The organism is Chryseobacterium sp. WG23, assembly GCF_024586575.1.
In the GTDB taxonomy this organism is placed as follows: domain Bacteria; phylum Bacteroidota; class Bacteroidia; order Flavobacteriales; family Weeksellaceae; genus Chryseobacterium.
This window is the reverse complement of sequence record NZ_JALCZE010000008.1, coordinates 55,790-74,818: the sequence shown is the minus strand read 5'-3', so window position 1 is coordinate 74,818 and position 19,029 is coordinate 55,790. Positions and strand designations below refer to the sequence as shown.

General features: G+C 36.2%; 24 protein-coding genes. 14 read left to right on the top strand and 10 right to left on the bottom strand.

What is annotated here, in order from left to right; genetic code table 11:
- Positions 1-2 precede the first annotated feature (2 nt).
- Both MP477_RS13395 and MP477_RS13390 read left to right on the top strand, forming a co-directional pair.
- Positions 3-389 carry an START-like domain-containing protein gene (locus MP477_RS13395; RefSeq protein ID WP_034696870.1) on the top strand — a complete coding sequence of 129 codons (387 nt, stop codon included), beginning with the start codon at positions 3-5 and terminating at the stop codon, positions 387-389.
- Positions 390-468: 79 nt separating this feature from the next.
- Entirely contained in the window at positions 469-1,281 is an 813-nt protein-coding gene (locus MP477_RS13390; protein ID WP_230040589.1) for an aminotransferase class IV, read from the top strand.
- Positions 1,282-1,360: 79 nt separating this feature from the next.
- Here MP477_RS13390 and MP477_RS13385 read toward each other — a convergent pair whose 3' ends face one another.
- Both MP477_RS13385 and MP477_RS13380 read right to left on the bottom strand, forming a co-directional pair.
- Positions 1,361-1,942, bottom strand: coding sequence for an N-acetylmuramoyl-L-alanine amidase (locus MP477_RS13385; RefSeq protein WP_230040587.1), 582 nt, complete (start codon positions 1,940-1,942; stop codon positions 1,361-1,363).
- Between the two features lie 106 nt (positions 1,943-2,048).
- A complete protein-coding gene (locus tag MP477_RS13380) occupies positions 2,049-2,597 on the bottom strand; it encodes a YqgE/AlgH family protein (RefSeq protein ID WP_230040585.1) in 549 nt (182 codons plus the stop codon).
- Between the two features lie 24 nt (positions 2,598-2,621).
- Here MP477_RS13380 and pdxH point away from each other — a divergent pair, with 24 nt between their 5' ends.
- A complete protein-coding gene (gene pdxH, locus MP477_RS13375; RefSeq protein WP_230040584.1) occupies positions 2,622-3,263 on the top strand; it encodes a pyridoxamine 5'-phosphate oxidase in 642 nt (213 codons plus the stop codon).
- Between the two features lie 363 nt (positions 3,264-3,626).
- Here pdxH and MP477_RS13370 read toward each other — a convergent pair whose 3' ends face one another.
- Entirely contained in the window at positions 3,627-3,917 is a 291-nt protein-coding gene (locus MP477_RS13370) for an HU family DNA-binding protein (RefSeq protein WP_230040580.1), read from the bottom strand.
- A gap of 399 nt (positions 3,918-4,316) precedes the next feature.
- Between MP477_RS13370 and panD the strand changes: the two genes are divergently transcribed.
- The 8 genes from panD to MP477_RS13330 all read left to right on the top strand — a co-directional run bounded on the left by panD (position 4,317) and on the right by MP477_RS13330 (position 11,799).
- Positions 4,317-4,667 (top strand): aspartate 1-decarboxylase, encoded by a 351-nt coding sequence (gene panD / locus MP477_RS13365; RefSeq protein ID WP_029294648.1) that lies wholly within the window; start codon positions 4,317-4,319, stop codon positions 4,665-4,667.
- A 3-nt stretch (positions 4,668-4,670) separates the two neighbouring features.
- Entirely contained in the window at positions 4,671-5,693 is a 1,023-nt protein-coding gene (locus tag MP477_RS13360) for a lysylphosphatidylglycerol synthase transmembrane domain-containing protein (RefSeq protein WP_257190811.1), read from the top strand.
- Positions 5,694-5,864: 171 nt separating this feature from the next.
- A complete protein-coding gene (locus MP477_RS13355) occupies positions 5,865-6,440 on the top strand; it encodes a TerD family protein (RefSeq protein WP_230040576.1) in 576 nt (191 codons plus the stop codon).
- Positions 6,441-6,466: 26 nt separating this feature from the next.
- The gene (locus tag MP477_RS13350; protein WP_257190810.1) at positions 6,467-7,141 is read left to right on the top strand and encodes a TerD family protein; all 675 of its coding nucleotides are present in this window, start codon (positions 6,467-6,469) and stop codon (positions 7,139-7,141) included.
- Positions 7,142-7,228: 87 nt separating this feature from the next.
- The gene (locus MP477_RS13345; RefSeq protein WP_230040572.1) at positions 7,229-7,867 is read left to right on the top strand and encodes a VWA domain-containing protein; all 639 of its coding nucleotides are present in this window, start codon (positions 7,229-7,231) and stop codon (positions 7,865-7,867) included.
- A 17-nt stretch (positions 7,868-7,884) separates the two neighbouring features.
- Entirely contained in the window at positions 7,885-8,928 is a 1,044-nt protein-coding gene (locus tag MP477_RS13340) for a TerY-C metal binding domain-containing protein (RefSeq protein WP_230040569.1), read from the top strand.
- 84 nt (positions 8,929-9,012) lie between these two features.
- Complete coding sequence (locus MP477_RS13335) at positions 9,013-10,281, top strand: PP2C family serine/threonine-protein phosphatase (protein ID WP_257190809.1); 1,269 nt, start codon at positions 9,013-9,015, stop codon at positions 10,279-10,281.
- Between the two features lie 6 nt (positions 10,282-10,287).
- Positions 10,288-11,799 carry a helix-hairpin-helix domain-containing protein gene (locus MP477_RS13330; protein WP_257190808.1) on the top strand — a complete coding sequence of 504 codons (1,512 nt, stop codon included), beginning with the start codon at positions 10,288-10,290 and terminating at the stop codon, positions 11,797-11,799.
- Between the two features lie 102 nt (positions 11,800-11,901).
- On the opposite strand, the gene MP477_RS13325 is transcribed toward MP477_RS13330, so the two are convergent.
- From MP477_RS13325 to MP477_RS13295, 7 genes are all read right to left on the bottom strand, one after another.
- Positions 11,902-12,339, bottom strand: a complete 438-nt coding sequence (locus MP477_RS13325) for a GNAT family N-acetyltransferase (protein WP_257190807.1) — start codon at positions 12,337-12,339, stop codon at positions 11,902-11,904.
- A gap of 130 nt (positions 12,340-12,469) precedes the next feature.
- Positions 12,470-13,234 carry a hypothetical protein gene (locus tag MP477_RS13320; protein WP_257190806.1) on the bottom strand — a complete coding sequence of 255 codons (765 nt, stop codon included), beginning with the start codon at positions 13,232-13,234 and terminating at the stop codon, positions 12,470-12,472.
- A gap of 272 nt (positions 13,235-13,506) precedes the next feature.
- Positions 13,507-14,754: a tyrosine--tRNA ligase gene (gene tyrS / locus MP477_RS13315; protein WP_257190805.1), complete on the bottom strand. Its 1,248-nt coding sequence runs from the start codon at positions 14,752-14,754 to the stop codon at positions 13,507-13,509.
- A gap of 335 nt (positions 14,755-15,089) precedes the next feature.
- Positions 15,090-15,680 (bottom strand): NAD(P)H-dependent oxidoreductase, encoded by a 591-nt coding sequence (locus MP477_RS13310; protein WP_230040557.1) that lies wholly within the window; start codon positions 15,678-15,680, stop codon positions 15,090-15,092.
- A gap of 78 nt (positions 15,681-15,758) precedes the next feature.
- Positions 15,759-16,580, bottom strand: a complete 822-nt coding sequence (locus tag MP477_RS13305; protein ID WP_257190804.1) for a helix-turn-helix domain-containing protein — start codon at positions 16,578-16,580, stop codon at positions 15,759-15,761.
- 6 nt (positions 16,581-16,586) lie between these two features.
- The gene (locus MP477_RS13300; protein WP_230040554.1) at positions 16,587-17,054 is read right to left on the bottom strand and encodes a GNAT family N-acetyltransferase; all 468 of its coding nucleotides are present in this window, start codon (positions 17,052-17,054) and stop codon (positions 16,587-16,589) included.
- Entirely contained in the window at positions 17,051-17,680 is a 630-nt protein-coding gene (locus MP477_RS13295) for a TetR/AcrR family transcriptional regulator (RefSeq protein WP_230040552.1), read from the bottom strand. Before MP477_RS13295 ends, MP477_RS13300 begins: the two co-directional genes overlap by 4 nt.
- A gap of 103 nt (positions 17,681-17,783) precedes the next feature.
- On the opposite strand from MP477_RS13295, the gene MP477_RS13290 reads away from it, so the two are divergent.
- The 3 genes from MP477_RS13290 to MP477_RS13280 all read left to right on the top strand — a co-directional run bounded on the left by MP477_RS13290 (position 17,784) and on the right by MP477_RS13280 (position 18,978).
- Positions 17,784-17,918, top strand: a complete 135-nt coding sequence (locus MP477_RS13290; protein ID WP_257190803.1) for a hypothetical protein — start codon at positions 17,784-17,786, stop codon at positions 17,916-17,918.
- Complete coding sequence (locus MP477_RS13285) at positions 17,918-18,283, top strand: hypothetical protein (RefSeq protein WP_257190802.1); 366 nt, start codon at positions 17,918-17,920, stop codon at positions 18,281-18,283. Before MP477_RS13290 ends, MP477_RS13285 begins: the two co-directional genes overlap by 1 nt.
- A 119-nt stretch (positions 18,284-18,402) precedes the next feature.
- Entirely contained in the window at positions 18,403-18,978 is a 576-nt protein-coding gene (locus MP477_RS13280; protein WP_257190801.1) for a Crp/Fnr family transcriptional regulator, read from the top strand.
- Positions 18,979-19,029 lie beyond the last annotated feature (51 nt).

The window sequence follows — 19,029 nt, the reverse complement described above, 5'->3', positions numbered from 1 at the left end:
ATATGGCGAAACATAAAGTCCATTACGAATTTCCAATGCACTGTTTATCAGAGATTTTATATGAATATCTGGCAACTGCAGAGGGGTTGTCTGAATGGTTTGCGGATGAGGTGACAGAGAAAGGCGATGATTTCTTTTTTAGCTGGGGAGGAGGACCTGCAGAAAAAGCTACTTTAATCAGATATAAGCCTGAAGGTTTCGTTCGTTTCAGATGGGAAGAGGATGAAGGAACTAAAAATTTCTTTGAAATGACTATCACAATAGATGATATTACAGAAGATTTAGCTCTTAACATTACAGATTTCTGTGAAGAAGGAGACGAAGAAGAAAACGCAATGTATTGGGAAAACCTTATTGAAAATCTTAGGATAAAGTTAGGTGCAGCATAATGTTGTACTGTATTAAAATGATAAAACTGATGAACGATTTATCGTTCATTATTTTTTTATAAATAAATCACAGCAAAAATTGGAAAATCAATATTTTACTTCAGATATAGTACAGGTAAAGAATAGAGCCTTTCTTTTGGGCGATACTGTGAAAGTTTCTTTCTTTATAAAAAATGCAGGATTGATCATGGATGAAGAGTGCTACTTTTTCCTGATGGCATCCATGCGAAAGATGAGAATGAATATCCCTCTTACGTATACGTTGGAATTTTTTCAGAATATTTTTCAACAGGATATTATTGAAGGAAAAGGAATTAAAAACGGAATTATCAATTTCCAGGTTTTTAGAAATGCTGATGAGGTAACGTTAGCAAAATCTTCAGTTTCCTATTTCTATGAAGTAGTGGAAATGGATGATGTACTGGCTGTTCATGGAAGATCTTTAGACATGGATCTGATTAAAGAAATTAACGTTAATAATAACCTGTTAAGCAATATCAGGGTTCATTGCCCGGAAAATATTTATGCCGGAATTTATGCACAGGAAAATGACCTTGATGAGGTGATCCTTTTGAATCCCAATAAAAGAATTGCACGTTCTACTTCAGGAAATCTTTTATTTTTGGCAGGGGATGTTATTAAAGTTCCAAAACAGTCGGAGGGAGCTTACATTTCTCCTTTAATGGAAAATTTTGTGACCTATCTGCATAAAAATAATCTTATGGATGTTCAGGAACATGAAATCATAGCATTTGAATCCCAGAAAGCCGAAGAGATTTTAATGATTTCGGATGAAAAAGGTATATTTTCTGTAGGTAAAATAAGAAATAAAACCTTTGAAAACAGCCGTTTTACGGAACTGGTGGAAAGCTGGAAAAAGAGTTTTCAATAAAAATTGACAAACCCGGTAAACAACAACAAAGTCCTTTACCGGGTTTTATTCTGAGTAAATCAGAAATTGTTTCTTATTCTTAATATTCGTTGAAAACGTCAACGAATTTTTTTGCGATTTCTTGTTGACCCTTTTCACTGGTCATATATTTCCGGTCTTTGGAATTATTGATAAATCCAAGTTCTACCAATACTGCAGGAGCTTTGGTTTCTCTTAGCATATGAAGGTTGCGCCCTTCAATTTTGCGTGCATCAAATTTTTTGGAAATTTTTTCAGCCAGCTTTTTAGAGTTTTCTGAATCCTGAACATAAATTTCAGTTCCCTGTTGTACAGTTTCTTCTTGAGGAGATCTGTTGACGTGGAGGGAAATAACCAGTTCAGGGCTTAAACTGTTAATCTGGGCTGTTCTTTCAGAAAGGCTGGGATAGCTGTCATCGCTTCTTGTTAAAACGATCTCATACTTGTGTAAACCTTCATTAATCTTTTGAATCTCTTTAGCAATATTCAATGAAATATCTTTCTCAGAAAAATGCCCATATACCGAACCAAGATCATTGCCGCCATGGCCGGCGTCTATGATAATGTATTTCTTATTAATAGGGGTAAATGATAAAAATGCTATACAAAAGATGGATAAAGCAAGTAATCTTATACCTTTCATTTTTTATTGATTTTGGTTTTTCAAATAACGGAAAAACTTTTTTAAAAATTAGTTAACATAATCTTAAAATTTGTTAATTATTTTTAAGGTATTGATGTATAAATTATTAATTCAATGAAATGTCCTCAGGAGAATTTGCCCACAGTAAAAATTCTCCCCCAAGATTCTGCATAATGGACTTCCAGAGTGTCTGATCATTCGGAAGAGTATAATCCAGGTTATATACATCCACTACCGTCCACACTTTTCTTTGAACTTCAGTGTCCAGCTGGTTCGGAGACCATCCTGAGTACCCGGAAAAGATCTTTATATCATGAATATCAAGCTCCTTATTTAATACAGCATTGATAATCCGTTCAATATCCTCTGTGAGATAGAATTCATCAGTGATATCAGTGAAAATTTCTGTTACTTTCTTTCCTCTTACAATAAAAAAAACTTTATCGTTTTCTACAGGTCCACCGTCGTAAACTTCAATTTTGAAATCAAAGAAATCTTTGAATTTAGTACTCATCTGGCTGTTTTTTTTATTTAATATCAAACCAAATGCTCCACTTTCATTATGTTCAATAACCAACACTACCGATCGTGAAAAAATATCACCGGAAATGTCAGGGGTCGAGATTAATATTTTACCTTTGTATGAGTGATTCATACTCAAATTTAATAAAAAATATTTATGGAAAACCTGCACGACAAAAGAAAAGTGTATGATAAATCCCAACTTATTGAAAGTGAGATAAAACAAAATCCTCTTGAGCAGTTCAGAGACTGGTTTTTGGAGGCAAATGAGAGCGAAATGATCTCCGAAGCCAATGCTATGGCGGTTTCTACACTAGAAGAAGATGGTTGCCCAAGAACAAGAATGGTATTGCTTAAAGCATATACCTATGAAGGATTTATTTTTTATACCAACTACGACAGCCGAAAAGGAAAAGCAATAGCCCATAATCATAAAGCCTGCCTTCATTTCTTCTGGCCCAATCTGGAAAGGCAAATTATTATTAAAGCTAATCTGGAAAAGATAGCGGATAATCTAAGTGATGGTTATTTTCATTCAAGACCTAAAGGAAGTCAGCTGGGAGCAGCTGTTTCTCCACAGAGCCAGGTTATTCCAAACAGAGAATTTTTAGAAGAAAAGCTTAAAGATTTGGAAAAAGAATATGAAAATACGGAAGTTCCAAGACCGGATAATTGGGGTGGTTATATGGCAAAACCATATGAAATTGAATTCTGGCAGGGAAGACCAAACCGCCTCCACGATAGAATTATTTATCAGCTTGAAGACCTGGATTGGAAAATTTCCAGACTGGCACCATAGTTTTTTGAATAGAAATTTAAAATGTAAGCGTTGAAAATGATTCAGCGCTTATTTATTATCCTTCCCCTTTTAAATAAGGTTGCTTTACGCCTACTATTATATCGTTACGTTGCTGTATACTGATGTCGATACAATCCAACGTTTATTTGTAGTCCGCAGAAATCTCTGCTGTTATATTCAGGACATAATCTGGATTCCTATGGATGGCAAAGACGCTGTTGGAAATAGTAACAATGCTTTTCGATCATAGATAATCATGGACTATAGATATTCTGTATTTTTTCATTATTCTGGAATGCAAGCATTTACACATAAAAAAGGCTGTTCCTAAGAAACAGCCTTGAATTTTTGTAATCTGAATGATTATTTTTTCTTAACACCAGAAACTGCGTTAGATAAATCAGCTCCAGCTTTAAATTTAGCAACTTTTTTAGCAGCAATTTTAATTGGTTTTTTAGTTGCAGGGTTAATACCTTGTCTAGCAGCTCTCTCAGCTACTGAGAAAGTACCAAATCCTACTAAAGAAACTTTTCCTTCTTTTTTCTTTAAAGTAGTAGTTACATTAGAAATAAAAGATTCTAAAGCAGCTTTAGCTGCAACTTTAGTGATCCCTGCATCTTTTGCGATTGCGTCGATTAATTCAGACTTGTTCATAATTTTTAATATTAAAGTTAGTTCGTAATTATAGCAAATATAATACTATTTTCTAATTGTGCAATTTTTTTATTAAAACTTGCATAATTTTTTTACTTTTATGTGAAAATGGTTAAAATATGATAATTCGGGTTTCCACGAAAAATCTACGTTACGGGTTACTAAAATCATGCCAAATGCTTATGTGTATTGACTTTAGCAAAAAATTAATATTATTTACTGTATTTATTAAATCCTAAATTGCGTATAAACTTTTAATGTTTTTGAGCATATGTTTATTAAATCTGTAAATAAAATTCAAAATTTTTATATTTTATAAAAATAAATGGCTGTGTTTGTGGGAGTTTTAAAATGATAGTACACACCTGATTTATTAATTTTTATTAATAAATTTGCATCATGTTAATAGAAGTTTTTAAGTCCAAGATTCATAGGGTGAGAGTTACGGCCTCAGACCTTAATTATATAGGGAGTATAACAATAGACGAAGACCTTATAGAAGCTGCCGGTTTGGTAGTGGGAGAAAGGGTCTATATTGTCAATGTGAACAACGGAGAACGTTTTGATACTTATGTTATCAAAGGGAAGAGAAAATCCGGAGAAGTATGCCTGAATGGTCCTGCTGCAAGAAAAGTACAGAGAGATGATATCATTATTATCATTGCTTATGCACAAATGACCCCTGAAGAGGCAAAAGACTTCCAGCCGAAAATAGTTTTCCCAGATGAAAAAACAAATCTTCTTACCTAATTCATGGAGAAAACATCAAAAAATCCTTTAAAATCAATACTTACAATAGTAATATCGCTTGCTTTTGCAGGCTTTTTTTTATGGCTTGCCTTAAAGGGGCTTGATTTTAAAGTGATTCAAAAATCGTTAGCTAAGGCCAATTACCTTTGGGTATTATTTGCGTCTGTATTTGGCCTTCTTGCGTACTGGTTCAGAGCGATTCGCTGGAATCTGATGCTGGAACCAATGGGACATAAGATTTCCAATTCCAATGCACTTTGGTCTATATCATTCGGATATCTTATGAACCTTACTATTCCCAGAAGTGGAGAATTGGCAAGGGCAACAGCTCTATATGGAGTGGAAAAAGTGCCGGTAGATAAATCTTTTGGAACGATCATTCTGGAAAGGGTAGTAGACCTTATATGTATGCTTGGTTTTCTTGGATTGACGTTACTCTTTAAATATGAAGCAATTCTTTCTTTTTACGAAAATTCGGGAGTAAGTATCAATCCTAATAAAATTTTGCTTGTTCTTCTCATATTGGCAGGAGGAACAATGTTGTTTTTTGTATTTAAAAAAAAGCTTGCAGGAGTTCCTTTTCTAGGAAAAATAGTCAATTTTATAGATGGTATTTTTCAGGGGCTAACCACCATTTTTAAATTAAAAGAGAAAGGGAAGTTTATCCTGTATACCTTAGGGATCTGGATTTCCTATTATTTTGCGGCGTACCTGGTATGTTTTGCACTTCCTGAAACCTCAGCATTTACAATGGCGGATGGTTTCTTTATTATTGTGGTAGGAACATTGGGAATGATCATTCCTGCAAGTGGAGGAATCGGAGCCTATAACCTGGCGATGAAATACGGATTTATGGCACTCTTTATTTCCATAGGGAAAAGTGCTGATCTGGGAGGAGAAATGGGGCTTACCTACTCATTCATTTCCCTGCCGCTTCAGATTGTCATTATGCTGGTAATGGGATTGATATCTATTCCTATGTTAGCCAAGGCAAGAAATGCCGCTGTTTCGGATAAAAAAATGTAAAAATAAATTTTACATAATACACCATATAAAGTTCAATTGAAAAATTGGACTTTTTTTGTGGAATTCTACTACACGAAGGTGTAGTGTACAGATTATTTTTTATAAATAAATTTGGTCAGGTCATAAATCAAATTTAACTTAAGGCAAAAATAATTTATAACATAATACATTATGGCAATTAATTTACAGAAAGGACAAAAGATTGAACTGGGACTGACCAAAATGACAATAGGATTAGGATGGGACCCGAATGAAGGAACAGGCTATGACTTTGACCTGGATGCTTCTGCCATTATGATTGATTCCGACAGAAAATTAGTAAGCGAAGAATATTTTGTTTTTTATAATAATCTACAGTCCCCGGATGGGGCTTTACTGCATACCGGTGATGATCCAAACGGTAAAAACAGCGATGGAGACGATGACGAAGCCATTGTTATAGATCTTGAAAAGGTAGATTCAAGAGTGGAAGAAATCCTTTTTGTAGTAACGATAGAGGATTTTGAAAGAAGAAAGCAGAATTTCGGACAGGTAAGAAATTCATATATCAGAGTGGTAGATAATAATAACAGCCAGGAAATTGCAAAATATGAACTGGATGAAGATTTCTCTATTGAAACAGGGGTTGAGTTCGGAAGACTGTATAAAAGAAATGGTAGCTGGAAATTTGAAGCGTCCGGAATAGGCTACAGAGCAGATTTAGGTTTCTTTCTGGAAAAATATTATAAAGGACAAATCATTAAATAAACGATCAAATATACAAAACGATAACTATGGCAATTAATTTACAGAAAGGTCAGACCATTGATTTAAGAAAAAATGACCGCGGAGAAAGTATTTATGACCTTTCGAAAGTTACGATCGGGTTAGGATGGGATGTAAGAAAACAAGGAGGCTTCTTTGGAAAACTATTTAATAAAGAAACTGAATATGATCTTGATGCAGTAGCCTTCCTTTTAGACGGAAACGGAAAAGTAGCCAACCTTGGAAGAACAGTCCAAACCAATGACGGAAGACAGATGGGGCTTTATCAGGGAGATGTGGTCTTCTTTAATTCCATGCAGCATCCAAGTGGAAATGTATGGCTAACCGGAGACAACAGAACAGGCGCCGGGGATGGGGATGATGAGCAGATCATCGTTAAACTGGATCAGCTGGATCAAAGTTATCAGAAAATTGTTTTTGTAGTTACCATCTATCAGGGGAGAAGCAATAACCAGCATTTCGGGATGATTGACAATGCATTTATCCGTGCTGTAGATGCTTCAGGGAAAGAGATTACAAAATATAGTTTATCTGGAGATTCAAGCATGAACGGAATGTGTGCTATGGTTTTTGCAGAAGCATACCGTCATAATGGCGACTGGAAATTCCGGGCAGTGGGAGAACCACACCAGACGGATAATTTTATTGATATCCTGAGACAGCAGTACGCCTACCCAAACTAGACTTTATTTCTATTAACCATAACGATGAATGCCGGCTTGGAAGTCGGAGACTTCCAAGCCGGCATACCAATTAATACTTGTCTTATAATGACCAGAAGACTATTAGCCTATTTTTTACTGGATACCTCAGGTTCTATGAACGGAGAGCCAATTCAGGCCCTGAATAACGGATTCAATGGGCTTATCAGTATGCTCCGTGCAGATCCGCAAGCGATGGAGAGCCTTCATCTTAGTGTTATTACTTTTGATAGAGAAGTTAAAAATAATGTTCCACTGGTGGACCTTGCCAGCTTCTATCCTATGGAAATTACCTGTCCGGATAGCGGGCCAACCCATACAGGAGCTGCCTTGGAAATGGTTTCGGAGCTCGTTCAGAGAGATCTGATAAAAGCAACTTCTGAGGAGAAAGGGGATTGGCAGCCTCTGCTTTTCATATTTACCGATGGGAAACCTTCAGATATCCAGAAATACAGGCAGATGATCCCGGTGATCAAAGGTCTTGATTTTGGGGCTATTGTAGGCTGCGCGGCAGGCCCAAAAGCAGACGAACAGTATCTTAAAGAACTTACCGATCATGTGGTAAAGCTGGATGCTACAGATGCCATTACACTTTCCTCTTTTTTCAAATGGGTAAGCTCGTCCATTACACAGGGTGGGCACTCACAAAGTACAGGAGAAAATATAACACTTCCACCGCCACCGTCTGAACTTAATATTATTATTTAAAAACTGGCTTTACGATCATGAGAAGACTGCCTATTTATTTTTTAGTAGATATCTCCGAATCTATGGTAGGAGAGCCTATTGAGCAGGTACAGGAAGGTATCGCCAATATTGTCAGAGAATTGAAAAAAGATCCTTACTCGCTGGAAACTGTTTATATTTCAGTGGTAGGTTTTGCCGGTGAAGCTGAGGTGATTACACCCCTTCAGGATATCATCAGTTTTTATCCTCCAAAAATACCCATCGGAAGCGGGACATCCTTATCCCAGGGCCTTATTAAAATAATGGATTGTATAGACCGGGATATTGTGAAAACAACGTATGACAGGAAAGGAGACTGGAAGCCTATTGTTTTTTTATTCACAGACGGAGTACCGACTGATGATGCCACTAAAGCCATTGAAAGATGGAATATCAAATACAGTGGAAAAGCTAATACCATTGCTGTTTCTATAGGCGAGAATACCAACTACAAACTGCTGGGTTCCTTAGCAGAGAACGTCTTATTGTTTAATAATACAGATGAAAACTCTTATAAAGAGTTTTTCAAATGGGTGACAGATTCCATTAAAACAACCAGCCAGAGTGTTACTGAAGCTAAGAAAGAAGGAATTAATCTTTCCAAGATAGATTCTGTTATTTTAGAAAAGGTAGATCCCGAAATGGAACAAAAGTTTCCTGATAATAATTTTGTGGTGCTGAACGGTAAATGCTCAGAAACAGAAAAGCTGTATCTGATGAAGTTTAAAAAAACATTTGCAGCATCAGGAATACCCGGAATGTCCACGAGATATTACAAATTGGACGGAGCCTATAAAATTGATGAAAAAGCGTATTTCAGGCTTTCTTCTTCTCAGAAAAATAGGCTGAAGATTTCCATAGAAGAATTACAGGGAGGAACTTCATGTCCTCATTGTGCTAATCCTATTGCGCTGGCCACGTGTTCCTGTGGTGGTATCCACTGTCTGCCGGGAGAAGGATATAATAAATGCCCATGGTGTGGAACATCGGATTATTATGGGTTTTCCAGTGAAGGTTTCGATATTAACAGAACACTGGGGTAGCGAGACTGAGATGAAAAATGATCCATTACTCGGCTTAGAAAACAAAGGATAAAATTATAGTAATAATTGCTGGATACAGAACGCATGAAAATACCTAAAATTTATTTTGGAACCCCCAAAAAAGCCATGGAAAAAACGATCATTGATCAAGAAAAAGAGGAATTTAAAGAGGCTCATTGGGGACTGAAAAATGCTATTTCAAAACAGTTTTATGAATTTATCTTTGATCTGACAGATTTTCCGAATATTAAGATTAAAAATATAGGAAACCTTGAAGGAACGGGACTTGTTTTTGAAAACAATATCCTATCAGGAACCCCGGAAACCGGTAATGTATATCATTTAGAGATCCAGTTTTCTCATATCCATGATGGAAACAGTATAGAGACAAAACAAATACAGTTGCTTGTGAATGCTGATCCCAAAGATTTGTGGAAAAATATTCCCAGTGCTCAAGATGCTGATTTTCCTAAACCGGATGAGACTTCCTGTAAAGATAACTTTTTAGACAAAAAAATTGTTGTGGTTTCTAAACGAGGCCGCTCCCATGCCCATGAAGGGAAATTCAGGGATGATGATTTTGCCGTAAATGAACTTCCTTCATCCTGGAATATTGTATCTGTTGCAGATGGGGCGGGTTCAGCAAAAGCTGCCAGGGAAGGATCCAGATTAGCGGTTAGTTCGGTGAATATATTTTTCAGCACACAGGAAATAATCTGTGAGATTGAAAAAAATGTCAGGATAATCTATGAAGCTGGATATTCCCAGGAGAGGAAAGATGAGGCCAGACAAAATATAGTAAGATATTTATATGAAAGTGTAGTGGAGGTTTATCAGACTTTAGAAAAAACGGCTATAGCAAATAGTCTGTCAGTCAATGATCTTCATACCACATTGATTTTTACGCTGGCCAAAAAATTTGAATTTGGCTATGTAATTCTAAGTTTTGGAGTAGGAGACTGCCCGATTAACATTATCAGTAAAGATTTTTCAGAAGTAAAGCTTCTGAATTCAATGGATGTGGGTGAGTTCAGTGGGGGTACCCGCTTTATCACGATGAAAGAAATTTTTAATGATCAGATGGCATCACGCTTTACAATCACCTGTGTGGAAGATTTTTCCTTTCTTACTCTGATGACGGACGGTATCTATGATCCTAAATTTGTCACAGAACATAAACTGGAAGATATCAAAAGCTGGAAAGCATTCTTTAATGATCTGAATGGAAACAATGATGACCAGGCAAAGGTAGATTTTATCAATGATGAAGAGATTGATAAACAGCTTTTGACCTGGACGGATTTCTGGAGCAGAGGAAACCATGATGACCGCACTTTGGCCATAATCTATTAATAAAGTATGAAAAAAACAATTAAGGTTGTTTCTGTTTTAGACACAGCCAAAACTTATGAATATATTGACGAAAGCCCCATCCGGGGTGGAGTGAAAGATGTCTACTTCTCTCCTGACAAGGAATATGTGGTGGCTTTTTACCGGAGTCCGTTGGATGAAGGACAGAAAGAAAGGATCATAAGAATTGTTTCTACGTATTTGAAGAATATACAGAACGGAAATGCTGCGGAATACTTTCTGAACGAAATATTCAGATGGCCGTATGATATTGTTGAAAAAAATAAACTGACGGGGATTATTGTCCCGGTTTATAATAAGAAATTCTTCTTTGCTAAAGGATATGTAGGTTCAGATAATATCCTGGGTCAGGATAAAGTAGGAAAATGGTTTACGGCACCTATGTTCCGTAACCATCAATATCCGTTAAGGCTTGACCAGTCTGAACTTGGAGATTGGCTGAGCTACTTTCAGATTGCTATCAATATCAGCCGCGGTGTTAAAAAGCTGCATCAGATGGGGCTGGCCCATTCCGATCTTTCATACAATAATATTTTGGTGGACCCGGTTACAAAATCAGCCTGTATTATTGATATAGATGGTCTTGTAGTTCCTAAGTTATTTCCACCTGAAGTTATCGGGACAGCAGATTTTATTGCCCCTGAAGTTTTAAAAACGCAACATCTGGACCTTAAAGATCCGAATAGGTATTTACCCAACCAGAAAACGGACCTTCATGCTCTTGCAACCCTGATTTATATGTACCTTTTAAGAAGACATCCGTTGCGGGGAGGGAAAATATGGGATCTGGATTCCGAAAAAGATGAAATACTGTCGATGGGTGAAAAAGCAATGTTTGTGGAACATCCAGAAGATTCTACCAATTATGTGAAAACCGGTCAGCTGAGAAAATGGGAGGCTTTCTGGGGAGATCCTGAAAATATACCTTATACCATTGTTGGGCCTTATCTCTCCGATCTGTTTAAAAAAGCATTTGTGGATGGATTACACGATCCTATCAGACGTCCTACAGCTAACGAATGGGAAACAGCTTTACTGAAAACAGTAGATTTAATACAGCCCTGTCATAATCCTGTCTGTACAGAAAAATGGTATGTCTTTGATAATACGAGTGTTCCCAGGTGCCCATTCTGTGGAACCCCTCATCAGGGAAGCCTGCCTGTTTTAGATTTGTATTTTAAGTTTGATGATGAGGTTTGGAAACCTGAAAACCACAGACTGATGGTTTATCACAACCAGTACTTATTCAAATGGCATGTTTCCAGAAAGGTTATCCGAAATGAAAACCTTACCATGCAGGATAAAATGCCTGCAGGATATTTTACTTTCCATCAGGGGAAATGGGTATTGGTGAATCAAAGTTTACCCGGTATGAAAGATATCACAGAACAGAAAGAGATTCCGCCGGGTTCTATGGTGGAACTTACGGATGGAAAAAAAATACTGTTGTCTGCTGATGAAGGGGGACGGTTGATGTATGTAACGATGGCCAACCAGTAATGCAAACAAAATGCAGCAATCTCAATACAATAGAATCATACACGATTTCCCATGCCTACGTTAAAGTTTTTTTGTTTTGATTGCTTCCGGTAATTTCATCTCTTAATTTCCAACTTCCATGAAATAGGAATGCTCATCTTCTCCTACTGTTTTAAAGCCTAAACTGGAATAAAGATGCTGAGCCTTATTGGTCTTTAAAACACTTAATGAGACCGTTTTTCCTGCTTCCGAAGCTTCATTAAGAATATTTTTTAAAATTCTTCTTCCCAATCCACGGCCTTGCAATTCGGGATCGATCTGAAGCTGGAGAACTTCTGTTTTCTCAGCTGCTCTGTTGATTTTTAAGAGCCCAACGGGATGTTGATCCAGGAAAATGATATAAGCTTTATCAAACTCATAAAGAATCCTTTTAAGAGCAGATTCCCGGTCTGTGGGAAGACCCGAATCTGCATAATGGGGAACCATTGTTTTTATTCTAAGGTCAAGCAGATAATCAAGATCATTTTCCGTAGCTTTTTGATAAGTAAATGGAGTATTCATAGTTTGTGAATTCTAATGTTGAACCGGATTAATTTTATGGAGCCTAAAGTTTGGCTGTCTTATTTTATTTCAAACAAATGACTGAGAAGTGAACGGCCGGATAATGTTTCCAGGTCTTCCTCTTCCAGTGTTAATAATAAGAATCTGAAATGATAATTCTTGGATTTTTTTGTATGTTGATTTTTGATCTCATTTCTATAGATTGCTTTAAGAAAGCATAAGCATGGTATACTGTCTGGGTATAAGGACTTTTGTCATTGGGATAAAATACTTTTGTAAGAAATTCCAGTTCCTGCCCGATGATCTCAAATAGGAGAGCATTGTCCTGGTTTTCAGTTTTAATTGTGTTGATGATTATTTCCTCTTCTCTGGTTATGTCCTCATCACACAGCCTACTTTCAATAATTCTTTTTGCTGTCAGAATCAGATAATCATTGAAACGCAGAAAATCTTCAGACCGGATATTTGCACCCCAATTTCCATTCCCCAGCTTATCGATTGGAAAAAAATCAGTATAGTTTTCATACTGATATACATAGGCTGCAGATGCTTTTGTACCAGGAAGCTGATAAAGGCGGGTAATTCCCAAATGATGATATAAAGTTTTAAAATATTCATCTCTTGCTTCCGAAGGATCATTGGAGAACATAGGATATATTTGATGATTTAGGAACAGGATGATTTCAAGCAGCTCATGGGGCATAATGCTGTTCATGTCATTTCTTACGGTTTTCAGGATCCTGTCATAGCTGATCTTATCATCATTCAGTTCTTTTTTTCTGTCTTCAATATATTCTTCGAATGTTTGGGTATGGTATAACCTCTGAAGATCTTCATAAAGATTTGTGGCCGCTTTTGCCTTATTAAATAGGTAAATTGCAGTATGTCTTTCCATGTATCAGCTTATAATAGTAAAACTTATTTCAACCCCGTTTCTTTTTTTCATACATAATGAATCTTTCCCTTAGTTTACAGGATTATGAATGTATTCTGTTTTGTGGAGGAAATTTCATTCGACGAGGTTTGATGCTTGCTTTTAATGGAACTAAGATATTGAATAAACCTGAAGCTGAAACACAAAAAATATATTTAACACTGAAGATGAGAAAGAAAAAGACTGGAATAAGTAATGCTGTTATTTGTTTTTACAAAGGATTTGAGTTATTTTTAAATTTTATAATGGCTTTGCTCTTCCAGTCTCCGGCTTCCATTCTTATACAAGTTCAAAAAAGCTTCTCTTGCTATTTTTATCTTAAGTCCCTCTGAAAGCTCAATCTCCTGATCCGGTGCTATGATTTTAACGGAATTGATCTGAACCCCTCCACTTTGGATGAGCCTTCGCACAGCAGATTTACTCAGATTGTTTTTTAAATGATGACAGAGCTCAAGGATCGTCGTCTTATTTTGGAGATGATTCAACACAAGAGAAGTGGAAATAGGCTCAAAATTTTTCTCCTCAAAATTCTTATTCTGAAATTGCTGATTAAAGAACAGTTCTGCATTTTCGGCAGAAGCTTTATTGTGGTATTGACTGATGATGTTCTTGGCAATCAGCTTTTTTATATTCATTGGATTTTCTCCGTTTTCTATCTTTGATGTTAATACAGCTTTTTCTTCCGGTGAGAAATCTGTGGTGAGTTTAATAAATTCATTAATCAAAGAATCCGGAATAGACATGGTTTTCCCAAACATTTCATTGGGATCATCTGTAAGACCAATCGTATTATTCAGAGATTTACTCATTTTTTCTTTTCCATCAAGACCTTTTAGCAGGGGCATACACATGACAATTTGTGCAGGTAGCTGATGAACTTCCTGGAGCTGCCTTCCCATAGTACAGTTGAAAAGCTGATCCGTTCCTCCCATTTCAATGTCACATTCAATTTTTACAGAATCAAAGCCCTGAAGAATGGGATATACCAGTTCATGCATAGCAATAGGGGTGTTTTCTGTGAATCTTTTACTGAAATCGTTTCTGTGCATGAGCTGGGCTACCGTTACTTTTGACATCAGCTGAATAACCTCTGGAAAATCAAGGGCGTCCAGCCAGTCAGAATTGAAGACAATTTTTGTTTTTTCAACGTCAATAACTTTGGATAGCTGATTGATATAGGTTTGCGCGTTATGTTCTACTTCCTCAGAACTTAAAGGTTTTCTTGCCTTATTTTTCCCCGTAGGGTCACCAATTCTTGCTGTAAAACTTCCTACAACAACCACAATCTGATGCCCCAGGTCCTGGAACTGTTTCAGTTTTTTTAGCACCACCGCATGACCCAAATGTAAATCAGGGGCTGTTGGGTCAAAACCTAATTTTACAGTTAATTTTCTGTTTTCCCCTTTGGCGAGTTTCAATTTTTCCTCCAACCCGTTTTCAGGCAGGGTAATGGCCACATTTTCTTGTAATGTACTGATCATAATGAATAATTTTAAAATTAAAAAGCCCGGACAGATACTGTCCGGGCTCTATATAAGTGTAGATTATTTTACTGAATAATAGCTATAGAAAGTCTTCCCGAACAATAGATCGGGAGTAATACTCACTGAAAAAAGGAAGACGCAATATGCTGTTTAAGTGTTTCATGAAATACAAATATAGAAACTTTTCAATTGAAGACCAATATTTAAACCATTAAGAAATATAGTGATGTTAAAAATTAACTAATTACTAATCTTAATGGTTTAAAATAATGGTTCAAAACAATTTTACTTGTCAATTCTTAAGCGAATACCATGCCATAGTAAATTTTTTTTCAGTGATTAAAAACAGGTTGAGAATAAGCTGCTGTGATCTGCTTTTTCCATATTTCAAGATCTTCCGCAGATGTCCGGTCAGCTTTGTCAAAAAATAAATGTTGAATGATTTCAAAACCGCAATAGGCAAAAATTCCCTGATCAGAAGTAAGAGAAAGGGCCGTATTCATCCCTGTTTTTGCATATTCCTCATGAGACTTTCCATGAGTATTGATAATCAAGGCTTTTTTTCCTTTTAAAAGTCCTTTTTGTACTCCCTGGTCATACCGATAGGCAAAGCCATAACTGAAAACACGGTCTATATATCCCTTCATGATGGCAGGCAGTCCCGTCCACCAGATAGGATAAATAAAAGTAATTTGATCTGCCCATGAAATAAAGTCCTGCTCCAGTAATATATCCTCAGATACTTTTCCGGCACGCTGTTCCTGCATGTCTGTTAAAGATAAAACCGGGTCAAAGTTCATCTGATAAAGATCCCTGATTCTAATTTCGTGATGCCCGGATTGAAGAGTTGCTATGACTTGCTGTAAAAGATTATGATTTAAACTGTTTTCGTTGGGGTGTGCATAAATTAGTAAGTGTTTCATTGTGCTGCTTTTAAAATTAATAAGACAAATGTAGAGGAGCAGCTGTGGTAAAAATTGTAAGAAAACGAAATCTGATGATCAGAATTTAGGATTGCAGATGTCCTGTTGAAATTTTAAATATTGGGCAGGCGAAATATTCAGGAAATGTTTGAAATCATGAATAAGCTGGCTTTGATCATAATAGCCGCATTCATCGATGATATGAAACCACTGAACTTTTTCCTGTTTTACAGTCTGTTTTTCGATGGTTTTTATGGCCTTTAAAAAGCGGGTGTAACGGTTAATTTCCTTGATAGAATATCCAAATTGTTCCTTCTGCTTGCGCTGAATATTTCTTTCGGTCTGATGAGTCTGTTCAGCAACAATTTTTATAGGATTTAAATAATCATTTTCAATACTACTCAAAAGCCTGCTGGTATGATCCTGATCCTGTAAATACGGAATACAGAATTCTAAAATATGGTTCACCTGTTCTATAGCAGACTGAAGATAGGAAAGCTCATACCATAAATTGGTGAAGCAATTTTCATCCAGAAGTTGATCAGGATGTTGGGCTGTCTTATGTACAAAAGAAAGTTTTCCAAAAAATCTGAAGAATGCATCATCTTTAAAATTGGCCACGAGAATGGAAGATCCTGCCGGAAGCGTATACTCTAAAGCTTGTCTTACAGGCCCGAAAACAATACATTTATCAACACCAATGATTGTTTTTTCACGCGTAGACATCGATGCCTGTCTCCCAAAGCAGAACAATAACAGGGTTTGATAAGTAGGGAGCAAAGTCTTAGCCACAGCGTCAGCAGAAGTATTTTCAGCAAAATAAAAATGAGTGAATACATTTTCAAATTCCTGGGGAACAGGAATTCTCAATTCATGATATTCAGGTTGCTGTTTCTGCATAATTTTTTATTTGATCAGACTTTTACTCATCTTATAGTTGATGAGGTCAATTCCTTTTACAGTAACGGTCTGTTCAGCATTCACCTTAAACCCCATTTTTTCAAAAAAAGGTTTTGCTGTTTTGCTGACATCAGCACTCAGTTTTGACTCCTCCTGTTGTATTGCTTCCTGCTCTATCTGAGTATACAATGCCTGTGCAATTCCCCGATGCTGATAATCCTTATGTACAAAGAGCAAATCAATATAATTTCCCTGATTCAGAGTACAGAAACCAACTGTTTTATCTCCATGTAGAGCAACTAAAATAAGCTGTTCTTCCATTACTTTTTGCCATCTTTCCTCATTTTCAACACCTGATTTCCAAACTTCCAGCTGCTCGTTAGTATAGTCATCTTTACACACATAAGTAATGGTTTCTGCAAAAAGCAGCTTCATATCAGTAAGATCACCTGTATTTCCTTTTCTGATGATCATACTTTAGGAATGATATATTGTTTTTCATATAATTTCTGCTGTTCTTTATTCAGAAAAGGATAAAAGAGATTCATTTGCAGCAAGGTATAATGGGATATAGCGGCCTCCCGGTCCAATTTTAAAATTAACCTGTTGTGGGTAAGCCAATTATCTGCAATAATGAAAATCTGCTGGATAAGACTGTCCATCATAAATAAAGGAACATCTTTTTTAAAAATATTATTCTTTTGCAAGCCTGAAAATATCATCTGAAATTCTTCCTTTCTACTGGTATGGATTTCTTCATACTGTGATCTTATTTCAGGAATTTCTTTTAGGATATCTACAAAATTCACGAAAATAAACCGGAAAGAATAAAAAATTTCACAGGTTGAAAAAGTAAACTGATAAAGATTTTCCAAAGTATTATCCTCCATCTTTTTCATCCTGTCCAAAAGTTCATCCATTTTCAAAACCAGTTCCTGAAAAAGCAGTTTAATGATATCTTCCGAATGTTTGAAATGATAATGCAAATTTCCCGGACTGATATTGAGATCCGCTGCGATATGCCTTGTTGTAATAGTAGTATAACCTTTCTCATTAAAGAGTTCTAAGGCTTTCAATAAAATTTTTTCTTTGGTTTTCATCTTGTAACAAATATAAGAATATAAGATTTTCCTTAATACTATTTTTAAAATTAGAACATTTGTTCTAATTTTGAGGTATATTTGTAAAGAAAATCCAATCAGTATGGAAGGGAAAAAAATATTTGATTACGAAGAAGCCGGAAAAAAAGAAAATAAAAACGGAATTGATATTCAGGATACTATGGCGAAAGTCCTGCAGATAATCATTGGTTTAATAATGGCCATACTCCATATGTGATGGGAAAAAGAATTTCGTATTGGTTTTTCGTGGGGTTGGCAGTCTGGATACTCATCATTGTATTGAGGAAAAAAGGAATGTATATTCCAGTGATCAATGACTATTTTACTGACTGTATTAGCGTTCCTATGTATTGTTGCCTGATAGAATATATAATGAACAGCTTATTGGGCTTCCACTGGAAACCGGATTTAAAATTTGTTCTCACCTCAGTGCTGTATTTATCTTTTTTATTTGAAGTACTTTGTCCGGGAATATCACATCGGTTTACCGGAGATATTTTTGATGCATTGGCATATGCTGCCGGCGGAACGGCTTATTATTTTTTAAGCTTAAAATATAGATTATCCCCGGCATCAGAGTGACTGTTTTCTTCTATGAGAAAGGCTGTATCTGGGTTTGGGAAAAATCTTTTTTAACCGAAAGAGGGACTGAAGTTTTCTTTTGGCTATTTTTGTGGCAGATTCATCAATATTCACCCTCAATGCATGATAAACTTTTGCAATATATACGTTCAGGACATGAGATAACTCCCGAAGAAACGGAGGCTGTAAAAACCTGTTTTGAACCGGTGCTATTTTCCAGAAATACTGTGATAGAAGAGGAAGGTAAAATACCAGGCTATCTTTATTATATTATTTCAGGATACCTCAGGCTATTTTATATGGATCATAATGGAAATCAGGTAACCACTCATATCAATTGTCCACCCGGTTTTTTTACTTCTTATACTCATTTTATCAACCAAACAAAGTCTGATGATTGTGTAGAATGTATTACAGATTGTGAACTTTTAAGGATTTCCAAAGAAAATCTGGATCATATGGTTGCTCATAGCCGGATGATGAAAGACTTCAGTATTTCTGTTTTCCAACAGTCTATTGCCTACAATGAAAACCGATCCAGAGAATTATCTGCTTTGAGTGCAGAGCAGCGGTACCTTAAGCTTCTGAAGGAATTCCCGGATATCATCCGGCATGTTCCCATTCAGCATATTGCTTCATTTTTAGGGATGAAACCGGAAAGCCTCAGCAGGATCAGGAGAAAAATAATTAACTAACAAAAGTCAAGTGGTTCCGGAAGCAGGAAGGTGAACTTTGTAGCATTAAAA